The sequence below is a fragment of the Streptomyces silaceus genome, from assembly GCF_001419745.1.
Taxonomy (GTDB): domain Bacteria; phylum Actinomycetota; class Actinomycetes; order Streptomycetales; family Streptomycetaceae; genus Streptomyces; species Streptomyces silaceus.
In genome coordinates this window covers 1-16073 of record NZ_LIRJ01000244.1, presented here as the reverse complement: position 1 = coordinate 16073, position 16073 = coordinate 1, and the positions used below count along the sequence as shown (strand labels likewise).

Genomic DNA, 16073 nt, shown 5'->3' with positions numbered 1-16073 from the left:
AAGCTGCGCCACGTCCCGTTGTGTTCGGCGCGGTGCCCCGCGTGATCACAAGAAGAACTCTACCCCACATCCGCGAGTGCTCCGTCCACCGGTGACCGCCGTCAGACACACGCGACAATCGACGTATGAGCACTGCACCTGGACCGCACGAGGCCGGCCGCGCGCGGGACCGTGACACGGAGGGCCGGGCCCGCAACCAGCGGCCGCGCGACGGACTCGGACGCCCGCTGCCGTACGGCGCGCCCGGGGTGCCCCGGCAGCCGGAGGGCGTCGTCCGCGCCCCCGAGGAATCCGTCGCCGAGGCCCAGGACCTGCTGGACGCGGGCCGGCCCTTCCACGCGCACGAGGTCTTCGAGGACGCCTGGAAGACGGGGCCGGGCACCGAGCGCGGCCTGTGGCAGGGGCTGGCCCAGCTCGCCGTCGGCCTGACCCACGCGGGCCGCGGCAACACCAAGGGCGGGGCGCGGCTGCTGCTGCGCGGGGCGGGCGCGGTGGCCGCCTGGAGCGCGGAGGCGGGGCAGAAGGAGCCGTACGGCATCCGGGTCGCCGAACTGGTCGCCTGGGCGGAGGATTTGGCGGGGCTCCTGGAGCGTACGGAGACCGCGGTGGACCCGGCGTCCCACGCACCACGCCTGCGCGGTGGCGGCCCTCAGGACTAGCGACCGCCCCGACGGGCCCCGCCGCCCGTCACCGAACCGGACTCGCCCCGCATGCAGCCGCCCCGTCCCGGTGTGAGGGTGGCCGTGTGACCACCACCGATCAGTCCGGCGACGCCCCCGCCGCCGCTCCCGTCGAGCCGCAGGCACCGCCCGTCCTGGACCGGCGCCGCCGCAATGTCGTGTTCGTGACGATCATGCTGGGCATGCTGCTGGCCGCCCTCGACCAGACGATCGTCGGCACCGCGCTGCCGACGATCGTGTCCGATCTGGGCGGGGCGGAGCACATGTCGTGGGTGGTGACGTCGTATCTGCTCGCGGAGACCGTCGCCACGGTGCTCGTCGGCAAGTTCGGTGACCTGTTCGGGCGAAAGATCGTCTTCCAGGTTTCGGCGGTCATCTTCATCACCGGGTCGTTCCTGTGCGGCCTGTCGACGAACATGACGCTGCTCATCGCCTGGCGGGCGATGCAGGGCATCGGCGCGGGCGGCCTGATGGTCACGTCCATGGCGCTGATCGCCGATGTCATCCCGCTGCGCGAGCGCGGCAAGTACCAGGGGGCGATCGGCGCCGTGTTCGGCGTCTCCACCGTCATCGGGCCGCTGCTCGGCGGGCTCTTCACGGACCATCTGAGCTGGCGCTGGGCGTTCTACGTCAATGTGCCCATCGCGATCGTCGTGGTGCTCGCGGCCGCCCGGACGATCCCCGTGGTGAAGTCGGCGGTGCGGCCCGTCATCGACTGCCTGGGCATCGCGCTGGTCGCGGCCGGCGCGAGCGCGCTGATCCTCGCGACGAGTTGGGGCGGCAACCAGTACGCGTGGGGATCGCCGACCATCATCGGACTCTTCGCCGGCGGGCTGGTCGCGCTCGCGCTGTTCTGCGTCGTCGAGACGCGCGCCGCCGAGCCGATGCTGCCGATGCGGCTCTTCGCCAACCCGGTCTTCACGGTCTGCTCGATCCTCAGCTTCATCGTGGGCTTCGCGATGCTCGGCGCGATGACGTTCCTGCCGACCTATCTGCAGTACGTCGACGGAGACTCGGCCACCATCTCGGGCGTGCGGACGCTGCCGATGGTGGTCGGGCTGCTCATCGCGTCCATCTTCAGCGGCAACGTCGTCAGCAAGACCGGCACGTACCGGATCTTCCCGATCGTCGGCGCGCTGGTGATGGCGCTCGGGCTGTATCTGCTGTCCCTGATGGGGAGCGACACGAGCGCCTGGCTGGAGTCGCTGTACATGTTCGTGCTCGGCACCGGCATCGGCCTGTGCATGCAGGTCCTGACGATCGCCGTGCAGAACACCGTCGCGTATGCGGATCTGGGCACGGCGACGTCGGGCGTCACCTTCTTCCGTACGCTCGGCAGTTCCTTCGGCACCGCCGTGTTCGGCACGATCTACGCCAACACGCTCGGCCCGAACCTGAAGGACGGGGTCGCCGCGGCCGCGCGGGCCGGGGGCGGTGACCCGGCCGCGGTCGGCAAGGCGGCGCAGAGCCCGGAGGGGCTGCACGAGCTGCCCGGGGCCGCCGCGGCGCCCATCGTGAAGGCGTACGCGGACAGCCTGCACACCGTCTTCCTGTGGACGGTCCCGGTCGCGCTCCTCGGGTTCCTGGTGGCGCTGTTCCTCAAGCAGGTGCAGTTGCGCGACAGCGCCCGCATGGGCGCCCCCGACATGGGCGAGGGCTTCGCGCAGCCGACGAGCGGCGACTCGGGGCACCTCCTGGAGCGGGGCGTCGCCACCATCATCCGCAACGTCGGCATGAACACCGCGCGCGGCATCATCCGGGACTCCGACACCCGGCTGGACATCGCGGGGGCCTGGGCGGTCATGCAGGTCGCCCTGTTCACCCGGATGGTCGGGTACGCGAGCCTCGGGGTGATCGCCGCGCGGCGCCGGATTCCGCCGGAGGTCCTGGTGCCGGTCTTCGACCGCATGGTCGACGAGGGCTATCTGACGCGCACCGGCACGTACTTCTCGCACACGCCCGCCGGGGAGCGCGAGGCGGAGACCATCGCCGGGGCGTGGTCGGCGTGGCTGGGCGAGGAGATCGAGAAGGACCTGGGCAGGCCGGCGGACAAGGAGCTCACGGCGGCGGTGGACGCGATCGCCAAGCGGCTCCTCGCGGAGGATCTGGAGCAGGGTCTCTCGCCGGAGACGGCGGGGGCCGCCGTCTCCGGTCGCTGAGGCGTCGTCGGGCGGGCCTCAGCGCAGCAGCAGTTGGAGCCCGCCGAGGACGGTCGCGCCGATCACGAGCTGCTCGAAGAGGCGCTGGTTGATGTGGTTCACCGCCACCTTGCCGAGCAGCGCGCCCGGGACCACGAAGAGGACGAGTGCCGCGTCGAGCAGCAGCGAGTGGGCGTCGATCAGGCCGAGGCCCACGCTGAACGGCACCTTCGAGGTGTTCACGATGAGGAAGAACCACGCCGACGTGCCCAGGAATCCCAGCTTCCGGAAGCCCGCGGAGAGGAGGTACATCGACATGACCGGGCCGCCGGCGTTGGCGACCATGGTGGTGAAGCCGCCGAGCACGCCGTAGGAACCGGTCGTGAGGCGGCCGGCGGACGGGGTGTCCTCGGCCGCGTCGGCGCGCTCCGCCGTTCTGCGGCGGGCGATCGTGACCCCGGCCATGAGCAGCAGGATCGCCCCGATCGACGTCCGCACGACCGCGTCGTCCGCCCACATCAGGAACACCGTGCCCACCACCACTCCCCCGGCGACGGCGGGGAACAGCCGCCAGAGGGTGGGCCAGTGGGCGTGTCTGCGGTAGGCGAGCACGGCGAGGAGGTCACCGGCGATCAGGACGGGCAGCAGGACGCCGGTGGAGGCGCGGGCCGGCAGGACGGCGGCGAAGACCGCCAGGCTGACGGTGTTGGCACCGCTGACGGCGGTCTTCGAGAAGCCGACCAGCGTCGCCGCCGCGGCGAGCGCGGCGAACTGGCCCGCCGAGAGGTCCCACAGAGATATGTCCATGCCGGAAACAAATGCTAGGCCCCCCTACCCCCGCGCGCCGCGCGTTCAGTCGCGTTCGACGAGGAGCGCGCTGCCCTGGCCCACGCCGACGCACATGGTGGCGAGGCCGCGCGTGGCCCCGGTGCGGCGCATGCGGTGCAGGAGGGTGGTGAGGATGCGGGCGCCGGAGCAGCCGAGCGGGTGGCCGAGGGCGATGGCGCCGCCGGAGGGGTTGACCAGGTCCGGGTCGATGCCGAGCGCGTCGACGCAGGCCAGCGCCTGGGCGGCGAAGGCCTCGTTGAACTCCGCCTCCTGGAGGTCGGCGACGCTCCAGCCGATCCGGTCGAGCGCCTTGCGGGTGGCGGGGACGGGTCCGATGCCCATGACGTCGGGGTGCACGCCCGCCGAGGCGCCGGCCGCGTAGCGCCCGAGGGATTCCAGGCCGAGGTCGTTGAGGGCCTCCTCGCTGACGAGGAGGAGTCCGGCGGCGCCGTCGTTCATCGGCGAGGCGTTGCCCGCCGTGACCGTGCCGCCCTTGCGGAAGACGGGCCGCAGGCCGCTGAGCTTCTCGTACGAGGTGTCCTCGCGCACGCACTCGTCGGTGTCGACGACGACTCCGTCGGGGCGGGTGACGGGCAGCAGTTCGTCGTCGAAGTGGCCGTCCTTGCGGGCGGCGGCCGCGCGCTGGTGGCTGCGGAGCGCGAAGGCGTCCTGGCGCTCGCGCGAGACGCCGTGGCGCTCGGCGACCTCCTCGGCGGTCTCGCCCATGGCGAGGACGCCGTGCAGGTCCTTCATCCGCGGGTTGGTCAGGCGCCAGCCGAGGCGGGTGTCGGCGGTCTCCATGCGGTGCGGCAGGGCCTCGTCCGGGCGGGGCAGCACGAAGGGGGCGCGGCTCATCGACTCGGAGCCGCCCGCGAGGACGACGTCGGCCTCGCCCGCGGCGATGGTGCGCGCGGCGGTCGTGACGGCCTCCAGCCCGGAGGCGCACAGCCGGTTCACGGTCGCGCCGGGGACGGACTCCGGCAGGCCCGCGAGGAGGGCGGCCATGCGGGCGACGTTGCGGTTGTCCTCGCCCGCCTGGTTGGCGGCGCCCCAGTAGATGTCGTCGATCCGGGCGGGGTCCAGCTGCGGGATGTCGGCGACGAGCCCGCCGACGACGGCCGCCGCGAGGTCGTCGGGACGGACGGTGGAGAGGGCGCCGCGGAGCTTGCCGATGGGGGTGCGGCGGGCGGCGGCGAAGTGGACGGTGCGCACGATACGGCTCCGGATCGTTCTGCGGGATCTCGCTGCTTCGGATCTTGCGGGTCTGGCCGGGGTCTTCCGGTACGCGGACAGGTACCCCGTGACGTAAATTAGCGCTGCTAGTTTTGGAGTCTATGCGGGAGGTGGGCACCAAGGGAAGGGGACCGCGGGCGGCCCCGCCGACGGACACGCCGCGAACCGTGCGCGGGCCGGGCCCGGTGACCGCGTCTCGGCCGGGCGCGGCGACCGCGCCCCGGGCCGGGGCGGGACGAGGTCATCGAGCCGCGCCGGTCCTCGTCTCAGCCCACCTCGACCCGCACCGCGCCGCCCGTGAGGTCCACTCGGGGTGTCCAGCCCGCGGAGAGGCGGAAGGGGCGGTTCGGGATGGCGGGGCGGTGGAGGCGGGCGCGGTGCAGGGTCCTGCCGTCCTGCGTGATCTCCAGCACCGGGCGCGGAAGGAACGCGGTCGTCCGCAGGGTGAAGCCGGCGTTCGGCACGTCCAGGGTCAGCCGGTTCGGTGCGATCCAGGCGAGCGGCGCGGCGACCCGCAGCGGTACCGCCGCCGCGGGCCAGTCGCCGTCGGCGAGGTGGCGCCACACGGACATCGCCGCCAGCGCGCCCTCCCGGGCGACCGCCCGCGCCGGTTCGGCGCCGTGCAGCACGTTGCCCACCGCGAAGACCCCGCGCTCGGTCGTACGGAAGGACCCGTCGACCGCGGGCCCCCGGGTGCCGGGGTCCAGTGACAGGCCGCCGCGCCGGGCCAGTTCGTGGTCGGGAACGAAGTCACCCGTGAAGACCACCGTGTCGCACGGGACGTGCGCCGTCCGGCCGTCCCGGTGGCGCAGCCGGACCCCCGACAGGCGTCCGTGGCCGAGCAGTTCCGTGACGGTGGCGTCCGTGAGCAGGGGGACGCCGTGCCGCAGCCGGGCGTCGAGGGCGCGCACCGCGGGGCCCTGATGGCGCGGGTGCTCGGTGACCAGCGCGGCGACGGCGACCCCGGCGCGCCGCAGGGTGTCCAGGGCCGCGAAGGAGACCGGCGCGGCGCCGACCACGACAGCCCGTCCGCCGATCGGCTGCTTGTGCTGGTGGACGGCCCGCTGGAGCTCGCCCGTGGTGAAGACGCCCGCGGGCCTGGTGCCCGGCACCAGGCGTGCGGAGCGCGGCCGTTCGCGGGCGCCGGTGGCCAGGACGACGGCGCGGGCCGTGATGCGCTCCAGGCCCCGTGGGCTCGTGGTGTCCAGGGTGAGCGGTCCGGCCCAGCCGGTCACGGTGACGCCGGTCCGCAGCACCGCGCCGGTGCCCACGGCCGCCGCCACGCACCGCTCGGCGTACTGCGGCCCGGTCATGCCGATGCGTCCGAATCCGCCGTGCGCGCAGTGCCGGGGGACCCCGCCCGCCTGCGGTTCGCGGTCGACCACCTCGACCTCGCCGACGCCCATCGCGGCGAGCAGGGTGGCGGTGGCGAGACCGGCGGGCCCCGCTCCCACGACCAGTACGTCGACGATGCGCTGCCGCCTCATCGGTCCCCCCACTCCCGTCCGCTCTCGAAGAGTTCCCGTACGTCGGCGCCGCAGTGGAAGCCCTGGCAGCGGCCGCCCCGCGCCCGGGTGCGGCGCCGCAGCCCGTCCGGTGAGCCGGGCGGCACGGTCGAGGCGAGGGCGTCGCGGATCTCGCCGCGGGTGACGCGTTCGCAGTGGCAGACGACGGTGCCGTACGCGGGGTCGGCGGCGATGAGGTCGGCGCGCTGGTAGGGGCGTGGGAAGGCCTCGCCGATGTTCGGCATGCGCACGGGCTCCAGGTCCTGTGCCGGAGGCAGGTCGAGGCCCGTGGCGGCGAGGAGTTCGGTGACGTGGGCCGCGATGGCCAGGGACGCGGTGAGGCCGGTGGAGCGGATGCCGCCGACCGTGACGCAGCGCCGCTCCTTGTGGGCGGTGATGCGGTAGTCGTCGTGCTCGGTGGCGGCGCGCAGTCCGGCGTAGACCGCGGTGACCTCCTCGTCGAGCAGCTCGGGGAGGATCCGGCGGCCCTTCTCGCGCAGGCCCGCGATGCCTTCGGCGGTGGAACCGGTGGCCGTCTTGTCGTCCAGGTCCTCGGCCGTGGGTCCCAGCAGGACGTTCCCGTACACGGTCGGGGCGACCAGGACGCCCTTGCCGAGCGCGGTGGGCACGGGCAGCAGGATGTGCCGCACCAGGTCGCGGGCGAGCTTGTCGAAGACGAGGAGCTGGCCGCGGCGCGGGGTGACGGTGAAGTCGTCGTGGCCGAGCAGGCGGTCGATCGCGTCGGCGTGCAGCCCGGCCGCGTTGACGAGGTGGCGGGTGCGGAGGGTGCCGCGGCTCGTGGTCAGCGCGTGCGGGCCGTCGTCCGCCGGATCGATGCCGTGCACCCGGCAGTCGAGCAGCAGGTCCACGCCGGCGCGCACCGCCTGGGTGGCGTAGGCGAGGGTGGTGGTCCAGGGGCAGATGATGCTCTCGCCGGGGACGTCGAGCGCGCCGAGGGCGCCGGGGCCGAGGTGCGGTTCGCGGGCGCGGGCCTCGGCGGCGTCGATGATCCGCGCCTCGTTGTAGCCGTTGCGCTCCGCCTTCGCCAACAGGCCGGGCAGTGCGTCCAGTTGCTCGGCGTCCCAGGCGACGAGCAGCGCGCCGACCGGCTCCACGGGGATCCCGGACTCGGCGGCGTACGCGGCGAGGAGCCGCTGCCCCTCACGGACGAGGCGGGACTCCAGGGAGCCGGGCACCGCGTCGAAACCGGTGTGCAGGATGGCGGTGTTCGCCTTCGACGTGCCGTCGCCGACGTCGTCGGAGGCCTCCACGAGGGCGACGCGCAGGCCGCGGTGGCGGGCCAGTTCGCGGGCGATCGCGCAGCCGACGACGCCGGCGCCGACGACGGTCACGTCATAGGTCGTGTCGGGCGGCGTGCCGCGCCTGGTCACGGCCATCAGGGGGTACGTTCCGTCAGGGCCGCGACCGCGTCACGGAAGCCCGCGAGGCGCTCGGCGGCCTGGTCGGCGTCGATGCTCGGTTCGTACACGGCGGCGGGCTTCCAGGCGGGGACGGCGTCGGTGACGGTGAGCGCGGGGTCCAGGCCGATGCGGGCGACGGCGGCCGCGCCGAGGGCGGTGACGTCGGGCAACGCCGATACCTCGACGGGCAGTTGGAGCAGGTCGGCCTGGGTCTGCATGAGCAGCGCCGAGCGGGTGAGGCCGCCGTCGACCCGCAGGCTCCTGAGGGGCTCCCCCATGTCCTGGGCGACCGCGTCGGCGAGGGCGGCGACCTGCGCGGCGATGCCCTCGCACAGGGCGCGCACCAGATGGCCCGCGGTGGTGTCGAGGCCGAGCCCGGTCAGCGAGCCGCGCAGGTCGCCGCGCCACCAGGGCGCCGCGAGCCCGGCCAGGGCGGGCACGAAGGTGACGCCGCCGCTGTCGGGGACGGCGGAGCCGACGGGGTCGAGGTCAGCTGCGCCCCCGATCACCCCGAGGTCGGTGAGCCAGCGGACGGCGGACGCGGCCGTGTAGACCTGCCCGTCGAGGCAGTAGCTGCTCTCGCCCCCGAGCCGCCAGGCGACGCAGCTGACCAGGCCCGAGGTGCCGCGGCGGGGCCGCGTGCCGGTCTGGGCGAGCAGGAACGCCCCGGTCCCGTAGGTGCACTTGGCGCTGCCCGGCTCGGTCACGTCCTGGGCGAGCAGGGCCGCCTGCTGGTCGACGAGGAGCCCGGTGAGCGGGAGTTCGGGGCCGAACGCGGTGGTCGCGCCGACCGGTCCGGCGGCGTCGACGACGCGGGGCAGGCGCTCGTCGGCGAGGCCGTAGAGGTCCAGGGCGCGCGGTGACCACGTGACGGTGTCGAGGTCGAGGAGCTGGGTGCGGCCGGCGGTGGCGGCGTCGGTGACATAGGCGCCGGTGAGGCGGTGGACGAGCCAGGCGTCGCTGGTCGTCACCACGCCGTGCCGGGTGAGGTTGCGGCGTATCCACGCCATCTTGGGCGCGGCGAAATACGGATCCAGGGGAAGGCCGGTGAGCGCCCGCAGTTCCTCGGCGTGGTCGGCGAGTCCGGCACAGACGGACTCGGCCCTGCGGTCCTGCCAGACGAGGGCGTCGGTGAGCGGTTCGCCGGAGGCCGGGTCCCAGGCCAGGACCGTCTCGCCCTGGTTGGCGAGGCCGACGGCGGCGACGGGTTCGCCCGCCTCCGCCAGCGCCGCGCGGCCCGCGTCGACGACGGAGGACAGCAGGTCGGCGGGGGCGACCTCCACCAGGCCGCCCGGCAGGAAGCGGGGGCGTACCGGCGCGGTGCCCGAGCCGATCACACCGCGCTCGGGGCAGACGACGAGGGCCTTCGTCCCTGAGGTGCCCTGGTCGACGGCGAGCACGGGACGCCGTGCCGCGGACCGGTCATAGGTGATCACCGCGGCAGCCTGCTACAGCGTGCGCGAAGGCGTCAAGAGTCCGAAGTGCGCCGCATCGAGGGCGAAATGACAGCGATGTCACACCAAATGAACGTCCGGTGCGCCGTGTTGACAGAACCGGGTCACAAAAGATCCAGGAAGTGCCATGGAACCGGAAGAGCCGGATCTACACTGACCGCCGAGCAGCATCATCAACGCCCCTTCGGAGACCGTCAGTTCGCCCGACCGCCACCGAGCACGCCCCGCAGAACGCCGCCTTCGTCACCCCCACAGAGGACACATGCCCATGCCGTTAGGCCGCCCCGTGTATCACCCGGCGGGCCACGACGAAGCGCTGCGCGCGGTGCTCCAGGACCTCAAGGCCGGTCGCTGGGTCTCCACCCGCAACCTGCTCACCGAGACGCCCGACTGGGGTCTGTGGACCCAGCGCACCCAGATCCTGGCCGCCGCCGTCGCCGGTTCCGACGTGGTCCGGGCCTGGCGCGCCGAGGAGCCGCACAGCGCGTCGGCCGCCGTGCTGTACACCCGCGTCCTGGTGGAGCGGGCCCTGCGCGCCCACCGGGCCGGGCACCGGCACACCAACGACCTGTGGCGCGAGGCCGTGGCGGAGTGCGGCGCCGTGTCCGCCATGTCGCCCGAGGACCCCGTGCCGTGGATCTGCCTGCTCTCGCTCGCCCAGCTCGACGAGGGACAGCGCTGGGACGAGCACCGGATGGCGCCTCCCGAGCCGATGCTGTTCCCCGGCCCGTGGCAGCTGCTCGCCGAGGCCGACAAGCGCGATCCGGGCAACCGCGAGGCGTACCACCGGATGCTGCAGTTCGTGTACGCCCGCCGTGCGGGAGGGCCGCTCACCGAGGCGTACAACTTCGTGCAGTGGGCGTCCGCCGCGGCGCCCGCGGGCTCGCCGCTGCATCTGCTGCCGCTGTACGTGCGGGTCGAGCGCTACCGCCGGGAGTCCGGCCACGAGCGCGCCCTCGACCTGCACTGGGTCTCCGAGGACGCCACGCGCGGCGCGCTGCGGGCCCTGCAGCTGTGGTTCGACCACTCGCTGCCCGCGGCGGCCTCGCTCCTCGACCTGAACCACCTGGCGCACGCGCTGTGGGGAGCGCACCAGTTCCACGACGCGGCCCGGGTGTTCCAGGTACTCGACCCGTTCTTCGCGGTCGTGCCCTGGACGTACCGCACCTCCTCCCCCGGTGACGCCGACGCGGCCGCCGAGGTCTTCGTCCAGGCCCGCGCCCGCTGCTTCAACGCCGCCCGGGACACCCGCCGTCCGGGGTAGGCCCCCGCAGATTCCGCACCCGCACCCCTCAACCCCCGCTCCCTTTCCGGAGGTCCATCCGTGTCCCGCACCACCTGGTCGTCGAGCACGTCCGTCCCAGCGCCACGCCAGGACGAGGAGGAACGGCTCAGAGAGCTCGGCTACCAGCCCGTCCTGGCCCGCCGCATGGGCGGCTTCGGCAACTTCGCGATCAGCTTCTCGGTCATCTCCATCCTGTCCGGCTGCATGACGCTGTACGGCTTCGGCCTGACCACCGGCGGCCCGGCCGTAATGCTCTGGGGCTGGGCCGGCGTCGGTCTCTTCGTGCTCTGCGTGGGCCTCGCGCTCGCCGAGGTCACCAGCGCGTACCCGACATCGGGCGCGCTGTACTACATGGCCGACCGGCTCGGCGGGCGGCGCTGGGGCTGGTACACGGGCTGGCTGAACCTGCTGGGGCTGCTCGGCGCCATCGCGGGCATCGACTACGGCGCGGCGCTGTTCACCGGCGCCTTCCTGAACCTCAGGTTCGGCTTCGAGCCGACGCCCGAGAAGACCTTCCTGATCTTCCTGTGCATCCTGCTGCTGCACGCCGTCCTGAACCTGTTCAACGTCCGCCTGGTGAGTCTGCTCAACTCCATCAGCGTGTGGTGGCACGTGGCCGGCGTCACCGTGATCGTCGGCGTCCTCGCGATCGTGCCGGACAGCCACCAGTCGCCGTCGTTCGTCTTCGGCAAGTTCTTCGACGGCACCGGCTGGGACAACCCGCTCTACGTCACCGCGATCGGTCTGCTCCTCGCGCAGTACACGTTCTCCGGGTACGACGCCTCCGCGCACCTGTCGGAGGAGACCTCCAACGCGTCGGTCACCGCCGCGCGCGGCATCGTGCGCGCCATCTGGGCGTCGTGGATCGCCGGTTTCGTGCTGCTCGCCGGTCTGACCTTCGCCATCCAGGACTACACGGGCACGCTGGAGACGGACACCGGGGTGCCGCCCGCGCAGATCATGATCGACGCGATCGGCGAGTCCGGGGCGACGGCCCTGCTGCTCATCGTGATCGTGGCGCAGCTCTTCTGCGGCAACGCGGAGACGGCCGCCGCGAGCCGCATGGTGTTCGCGTTCAGCCGCGACAACGCGCTGCCCGGCTCGGCCCTGTGGCGCAAGGTCAGCTCCCGCACCCAGGTGCCGGTGCCCGCCGTGTGGCTGTCGGTGGGCCTGGCCGCGGCGATCGCCCTGCCGTCCCTGTACTCCTCGACCGCGTACACGGCCGTGACCGCCATCAACGTCATCGGCATCACCCCCGCGTACGCCATCCCGATCCTGCTGCGGCTGCGCGCGGGCGACCGCTTCCGGCCGGGCCCGTGGAACCTGGGCCGCTGGAGCAAGCCCATCGGCTGGATCGCGGTGCTGTGGGTGGCTTTCGTGACGGTGCTCTTCTGCCTGCCGCAGGCCTCGCCGGTGACGGTCAAGTCGATGAACTACGCGTCGATCGCGCTGGCCGTGGTGCTGATCCTGGCCACCGTGTGGTGGTTCGTGGCGCGCCGTTCCTACAGCACGCCGCAGGCGTACGGCTCGGACCGCGAGCAGGCCGAGGTCGCGGAGAACATCGTCTGATCCGGGCGATGAACCGCCTTATGCCGGGCGGTCGTTGAGGATCTTCTGGAAGAGCCGGTGGTCGCGCCAGGCGCCGTTGACGTACAGGTAGCCCGGCGCGAGGCCGTACTCCTCGAAGCCGCATTTGGTGAGCACCCGCTGCGACGCGGTGTTGTGGAGCAGGGTGCCCGCCTCCACGCGGTGCAGGCCGAGTTGGGCGTCGGCCGCCGCGCAGGCGTGCAGTGCGGCGGCCGTCGCGAGGCCCTGCCCCTGCCGCTCCGCGTCGATCCAGTAGCCGAGGTTGGCGCTGCGGACCGGGCCGAGGACGATGTTCGACAGGGCGGTGTGACCGACGATCTCGCCGCCGCTGTCGAGCACCCAGTGCGCGGACCGGCCGGCCCGGCCGTCCGCCAGCTGCGCCCGGACCCGTTCGGCCTGGCCCTCGGCGGTGAAGAAGGCCTCGGGCCTGGCCGGGTCCCAGGGGTCGAGGTGCGCGCGGTTGCGCCGGTAGGCGCGTGCGAGCGCGGCGGCGTCGTCGGACGTGACGGGCCGGATGACGACGTCCGCGGTGAGGGTGACCACTCCACTGATCATGCGCCCAGCGTACGAGCGGCCACCCCGGGTGTCAGCGGCCGCCCGCGACCCGCAGGACCGTGCCCGTCGTGTACGAGGCGTCGTCCGAGAGCAGCCAGGACACCGCCGCCGCGATCTCCGACGGCTGGCCCGAGCGGCCCATCGGGATGCCGGACGCGAGCTTCGCGGGACGCTCGGGGTCGGCGTGGAACTCGGTCCAGATCACGCCGGGGGCCACCGCGTTGACGCGGATGCCGTCCCCGGCGACCTCCTTGGACAGGCCGACCGTCATGGTGTCGACGGCGCCCTTGGCGGCGGCGTAGTGGACGTACTCGCCGGGCGAGCCGAGGGTGGCGGCGGCCGAGGAGATGTTCACGATCGCGCCGCCGCCGTTCGCCTTCAGGTCCCGCACCGCGCGCCGGGCGCAGAGCAGATAGCCGAGCACGTTCACTTCCAGCGCGCGCCGCATGCCCTCGGCGTCGGCGTCGGCGAGCGGACCGACGGGGCCGCTCACCCCGGCGTTGTTGACCAGACCGGTGACCGGGCCGAGCCCGGCGGCGGCGTCGAAGAGGGCGTCGACGCCGGCCTCGTCGGCGGTGTCGACCGGGACGGTGAGGCAGCGGCGGCCGGCGGCGCGGACGGCCTCGGCGGCCTTCTCGGCCGCGGCCTCGTCCGAGCGGTAGCCGATGACGACGTCGTGGCCGTCCTCGGCGAGGCGGGCGGCGACAGCGGCGCCGATGCCGCGACTGCCGCCGGTGACGACGGTGACGGGGTGGTGCTGCACGGGAGACCTCCGGCTGTGGGTGGCTGACTGTCGCGCCCGCCCGGACGCGGGGATCGCCCGCGTCCGGTACGCCGTCATCCTACGAACCGGTGATCTTCGTCAGCGGCCCGGGGCGTGCGGGGCCACGCAGACCAGCGTGGTGGCCGCGGCGTCGTGGCGCAGCCGCAGCAGGTTCCAGCGGGGCTGCCACTGGACCGGCCCGCGGTGGTCGCGCAGCAGGCGGCGCAGCCGCAGCGGGTCGTGCGTCCACAGGGCGGCGGGGACGCCGCGGGTCGGGCCGAGCACATGGAGGGTGATGCGGCCGTCGTCGCCGACGTCGTGCGAGGACAGCAGGACGTCGGTCACGGTGCCGGGGTCTGCCGCGCTGTTGCGTGCCTGGATCCAGTGGACCTGGTGGCCGGGCTCGAAGGTGTCGCAGGTGTCGTGCGCGTGCGTCATGGAGCGCCTCCGGAGTCGTGGACCCCGGGTGTCGCCGACCCGGTGATCCGCCGTTCCCCGTGCGCGTCGCACGGGGCGGGTCGTCACCCGGGGCACCCGCGACGGAGCGGGGTGCCGTCCAGCGAGCCGGGGCTTGGCGCTGGAACTCATGACCCGGACCGACCGTAACACGGGGCCGCGGAGGGCGGCGCGGAATTCCCGGCGGGCCCGCGGGGGCCCGCCAGGAACGGTCTCAGGCGGCTCTCACTCGGCCTTCGCCGGCACGACCGCGTCCTCCGGGGCGGCCTCCTCGGCGGGCAGGCTGTCCATGAAGGAGCTCACCGAGAAGACCGCGTTGCCGGGGCCCGCGGGGCCGTAACCGGGCGGCGAGGTCAGGCCGTTGGCCTCCATCGTGGCGCGGTAGGCCTCCAGGAGCCGCACGTGGTACTCCAGCGGCGCGCCCTGCGGGTTGGCCTTGCCGAGCGGCGTCGTGGGCTCGGGGCACCAGGTGGTGAAGCGGGGCGTGATGCCGCGCGACATGAAGTACTGCAGCCCCTCGACGGTGGAGTCGATGGCCTCGTCGACGGTCTTGAAGCCGAACGGCTCGGCCATCTCCACGCCCGCCACGAAGTTGGGGATGACGTTGCGCGGCCCGAACACCTCGGCGGAGTCAAGGATGCGGCGGTGCCACTCGTCACGGCCGACGTAGCGCTCCTTGCCGGGGCAGTAGCGCTCGAAGAGGTAGGGGTCCCACACCTCGTAGTTGGGGTGGTAGATCCGCACGCCGTAGTCGTGGAAGCGCTGCACGTCGGCCTTGGGCAGGGCCTGGGCGACGACCTTGCCGATCCAGCGGCCGGGGAAGCGCTCCTCGATGGCCTTCGCGTACTGGCCGTAGAAGTCGGCCTCGTCCTTGCCGCCGACCTTCGAGGTCACGGCGCCGCCGGTCAGCGTGTACGCGGTGGAGGACTTGTTGGTGTCGTACTTGTCGATGATGGCGAGCGCCTCGAGGACCTCCTCCACCGGCTTCACTCCGGTGTAGGGGCGGCCCGCCGCCTTGTGCTGGCGCCAGTTGTGGTTGATGTCGCAGTACTGGCACTCCTCCTTGGCGCCGAAGTACTGGCAGACCCGGAAGACCGTCAGGTAGATCAGGTAGCCCCACTGGATGGTGGGGGCCACCTCCATCACGGACTTGCCGTTCTCCAGCGTGTGCCGGTAGTAGTCCGGCATCGGCGGCAGGCCGACGTCGGAGATGCGCACGCCGTCCAGGTAGAGGCCGAGCACGCCGTTGTCGTCGGCGGCGACGCGGTAGGGCGAGGACGGGTTCACACGGACGGACACGACGGTGCGGCGCAGCTCGTAGGGGCCGCCGGTGAGGACGATCTCCTCCGGCGGGCGGCGCAGCGCGGCGGCGCCCAGCTCGGGGAGCGTGCCGTGGTCGAAGGAGAAGATGAAGTACGACTTCGGCTTGACGTCACCGTCTTCGTTGTCGCTGAGCGCCGACTCGTCGAAGGCGATGCCGCCGCGCAGCAGATCCTCCTTGATCACGGCTTCCCGCGGCACGTGCGGGAACCGCTCCATGAGTGACTCGATGAGCTGGGTACGGCTCTCGCTGCGGCTTGGCATGGGCCGGGCACCTCGGATCCTTGTCGTCGATCTGTCCCGTCCACGCTAATACCCGCGCGATCCGCCGCGGATCCGACTCCGGTCGCGGAGTGCCTCGGTCGCGGGGCGTACCCTGCGCCGGGCGGCTCGGCGCCCCGGTGCGGTGTCCCGCCCGGCTCAGCGCCGCTTCTGCGCGATCTCGTGGTCCTGCCAGGCGTAGAGCACGCCGTCGACCCGGGCGCCCGACCACGTGCCGCAGTTGGTGTCGGCCTTCGCGGCGAGATCGGCGGGGAGCCAGTCGGCCTTCAGCCGCGGCTTGCCCTGCGCCTGGCCCTTCACGCACTGCTCGGGGAAGTCTCCGTCGGGCGTACGGAACGTGATGATCCGGTCGTCGCCCGTGGTGGACATCACGTACTTGATGTCCTTCGCGTCGTCCGGCAGCCAGCGCGGCACGGAGTTGCGGGCGCTCTTCGCCGCGGCGCCTTCCCCGTAGGACGCCTTCTCCTCGTGGTCGTCGAACGGGTTCATCGAGCCGCCGCAGGCGGTCAGGGCGACGGCGAGGGCGGCCGTGCCGAGGGCGCAGAGGGCGGCACGGGGGCGGAGGG

The 16073-nt window shown here is 73.2% G+C and carries 14 protein-coding genes and 1 riboswitch; of the genes, 4 read left to right on the top strand and 10 right to left on the bottom strand.

The window, feature by feature from the left end; translation table 11 throughout:
* Positions 1 to 125: 125 nt before the first annotated feature.
* The gene (locus tag AOK22_RS22890) at positions 126 to 659 is read left to right on the top strand and encodes a DUF309 domain-containing protein (protein ID WP_055700582.1); all 534 of its coding nucleotides are present in this window, start codon (positions 126 to 128) and stop codon (positions 657 to 659) included.
* A gap of 86 nt (positions 660 to 745) precedes the next feature.
* Positions 746 to 2839, top strand: a complete 2094-nt coding sequence (locus AOK22_RS22885) for an MFS transporter (RefSeq protein ID WP_055700581.1) — start codon at positions 746 to 748, stop codon at positions 2837 to 2839.
* Between the two features lie 18 nt (positions 2840 to 2857).
* Here AOK22_RS22885 and AOK22_RS22880 read toward each other — a convergent pair whose 3' ends face one another.
* From AOK22_RS22880 to AOK22_RS22860, 5 genes are all read right to left on the bottom strand, one after another.
* A complete protein-coding gene (locus AOK22_RS22880) occupies positions 2858 to 3625 on the bottom strand; it encodes a sulfite exporter TauE/SafE family protein (protein ID WP_208606427.1) in 768 nt (255 codons plus the stop codon).
* A 45-nt stretch (positions 3626 to 3670) separates the two neighbouring features.
* A complete protein-coding gene (locus AOK22_RS22875; RefSeq protein WP_055700580.1) occupies positions 3671 to 4858 on the bottom strand; it encodes a thiolase family protein in 1188 nt (395 codons plus the stop codon).
* 287 nt (positions 4859 to 5145) lie between these two features.
* Positions 5146 to 6366, bottom strand: a complete 1221-nt coding sequence (locus AOK22_RS22870) for an NAD(P)/FAD-dependent oxidoreductase (protein WP_055700579.1) — start codon at positions 6364 to 6366, stop codon at positions 5146 to 5148.
* Positions 6363 to 7781: an FAD-dependent oxidoreductase gene (locus AOK22_RS22865; protein ID WP_055700578.1), complete on the bottom strand. Its 1419-nt coding sequence runs from the start codon at positions 7779 to 7781 to the stop codon at positions 6363 to 6365. The genes AOK22_RS22870 and AOK22_RS22865 overlap by 4 nt, the downstream gene beginning before the upstream one ends.
* Positions 7781 to 9241, bottom strand: a complete 1461-nt coding sequence (locus AOK22_RS22860; RefSeq protein WP_244164935.1) for an FGGY family carbohydrate kinase — start codon at positions 9239 to 9241, stop codon at positions 7781 to 7783. Before AOK22_RS22860 ends, AOK22_RS22865 begins: the two co-directional genes overlap by 1 nt.
* Positions 9242 to 9521: 280 nt before the next feature.
* On the opposite strand from AOK22_RS22860, the gene AOK22_RS22855 reads away from it, so the two are divergent.
* Positions 9522 to 10523: a hypothetical protein gene (locus AOK22_RS22855; protein WP_425264050.1), complete on the top strand. Its 1002-nt coding sequence runs from the start codon at positions 9522 to 9524 to the stop codon at positions 10521 to 10523.
* A 60-nt stretch (positions 10524 to 10583) separates the two neighbouring features.
* Positions 10584 to 12113 carry an amino acid permease gene (locus AOK22_RS22850; RefSeq protein WP_055700576.1) on the top strand — a complete coding sequence of 510 codons (1530 nt, stop codon included), beginning with the start codon at positions 10584 to 10586 and terminating at the stop codon, positions 12111 to 12113.
* 18 nt (positions 12114 to 12131) lie between these two features.
* Here the strand turns inward: AOK22_RS22850 and AOK22_RS22845 are convergent, their stop codons facing one another.
* The 5 genes from AOK22_RS22845 to AOK22_RS22825 form a co-directional block, all read right to left on the bottom strand.
* On the bottom strand, positions 12132 to 12686 hold the full coding sequence (locus AOK22_RS22845; protein WP_055700575.1) for a GNAT family N-acetyltransferase: 555 nt from the start codon (positions 12684 to 12686) through the stop codon (positions 12132 to 12134).
* Positions 12687 to 12717: 31 nt separating this feature from the next.
* Positions 12718 to 13449 (bottom strand): SDR family NAD(P)-dependent oxidoreductase, encoded by a 732-nt coding sequence (locus AOK22_RS22840; RefSeq protein ID WP_055700574.1) that lies wholly within the window; start codon positions 13447 to 13449, stop codon positions 12718 to 12720.
* A 99-nt stretch (positions 13450 to 13548) separates the two neighbouring features.
* Complete coding sequence (locus AOK22_RS22835; protein WP_055700573.1) at positions 13549 to 13887, bottom strand: hypothetical protein; 339 nt, start codon at positions 13885 to 13887, stop codon at positions 13549 to 13551.
* Between the two features lie 44 nt (positions 13888 to 13931).
* Positions 13932 to 14041, bottom strand: a riboswitch (SAM riboswitch).
* 89 nt (positions 14042 to 14130) lie between these two features.
* Positions 14131 to 15489, bottom strand: coding sequence for a radical SAM protein (locus AOK22_RS22830; RefSeq protein WP_055700572.1), 1359 nt, complete (start codon positions 15487 to 15489; stop codon positions 14131 to 14133).
* Positions 15490 to 15645: 156 nt separating this feature from the next.
* On the bottom strand, positions 15646 to 16073 hold a 428-nt coding region (locus tag AOK22_RS22825; protein ID WP_055700571.1), incomplete at its 5' end, for a hypothetical protein.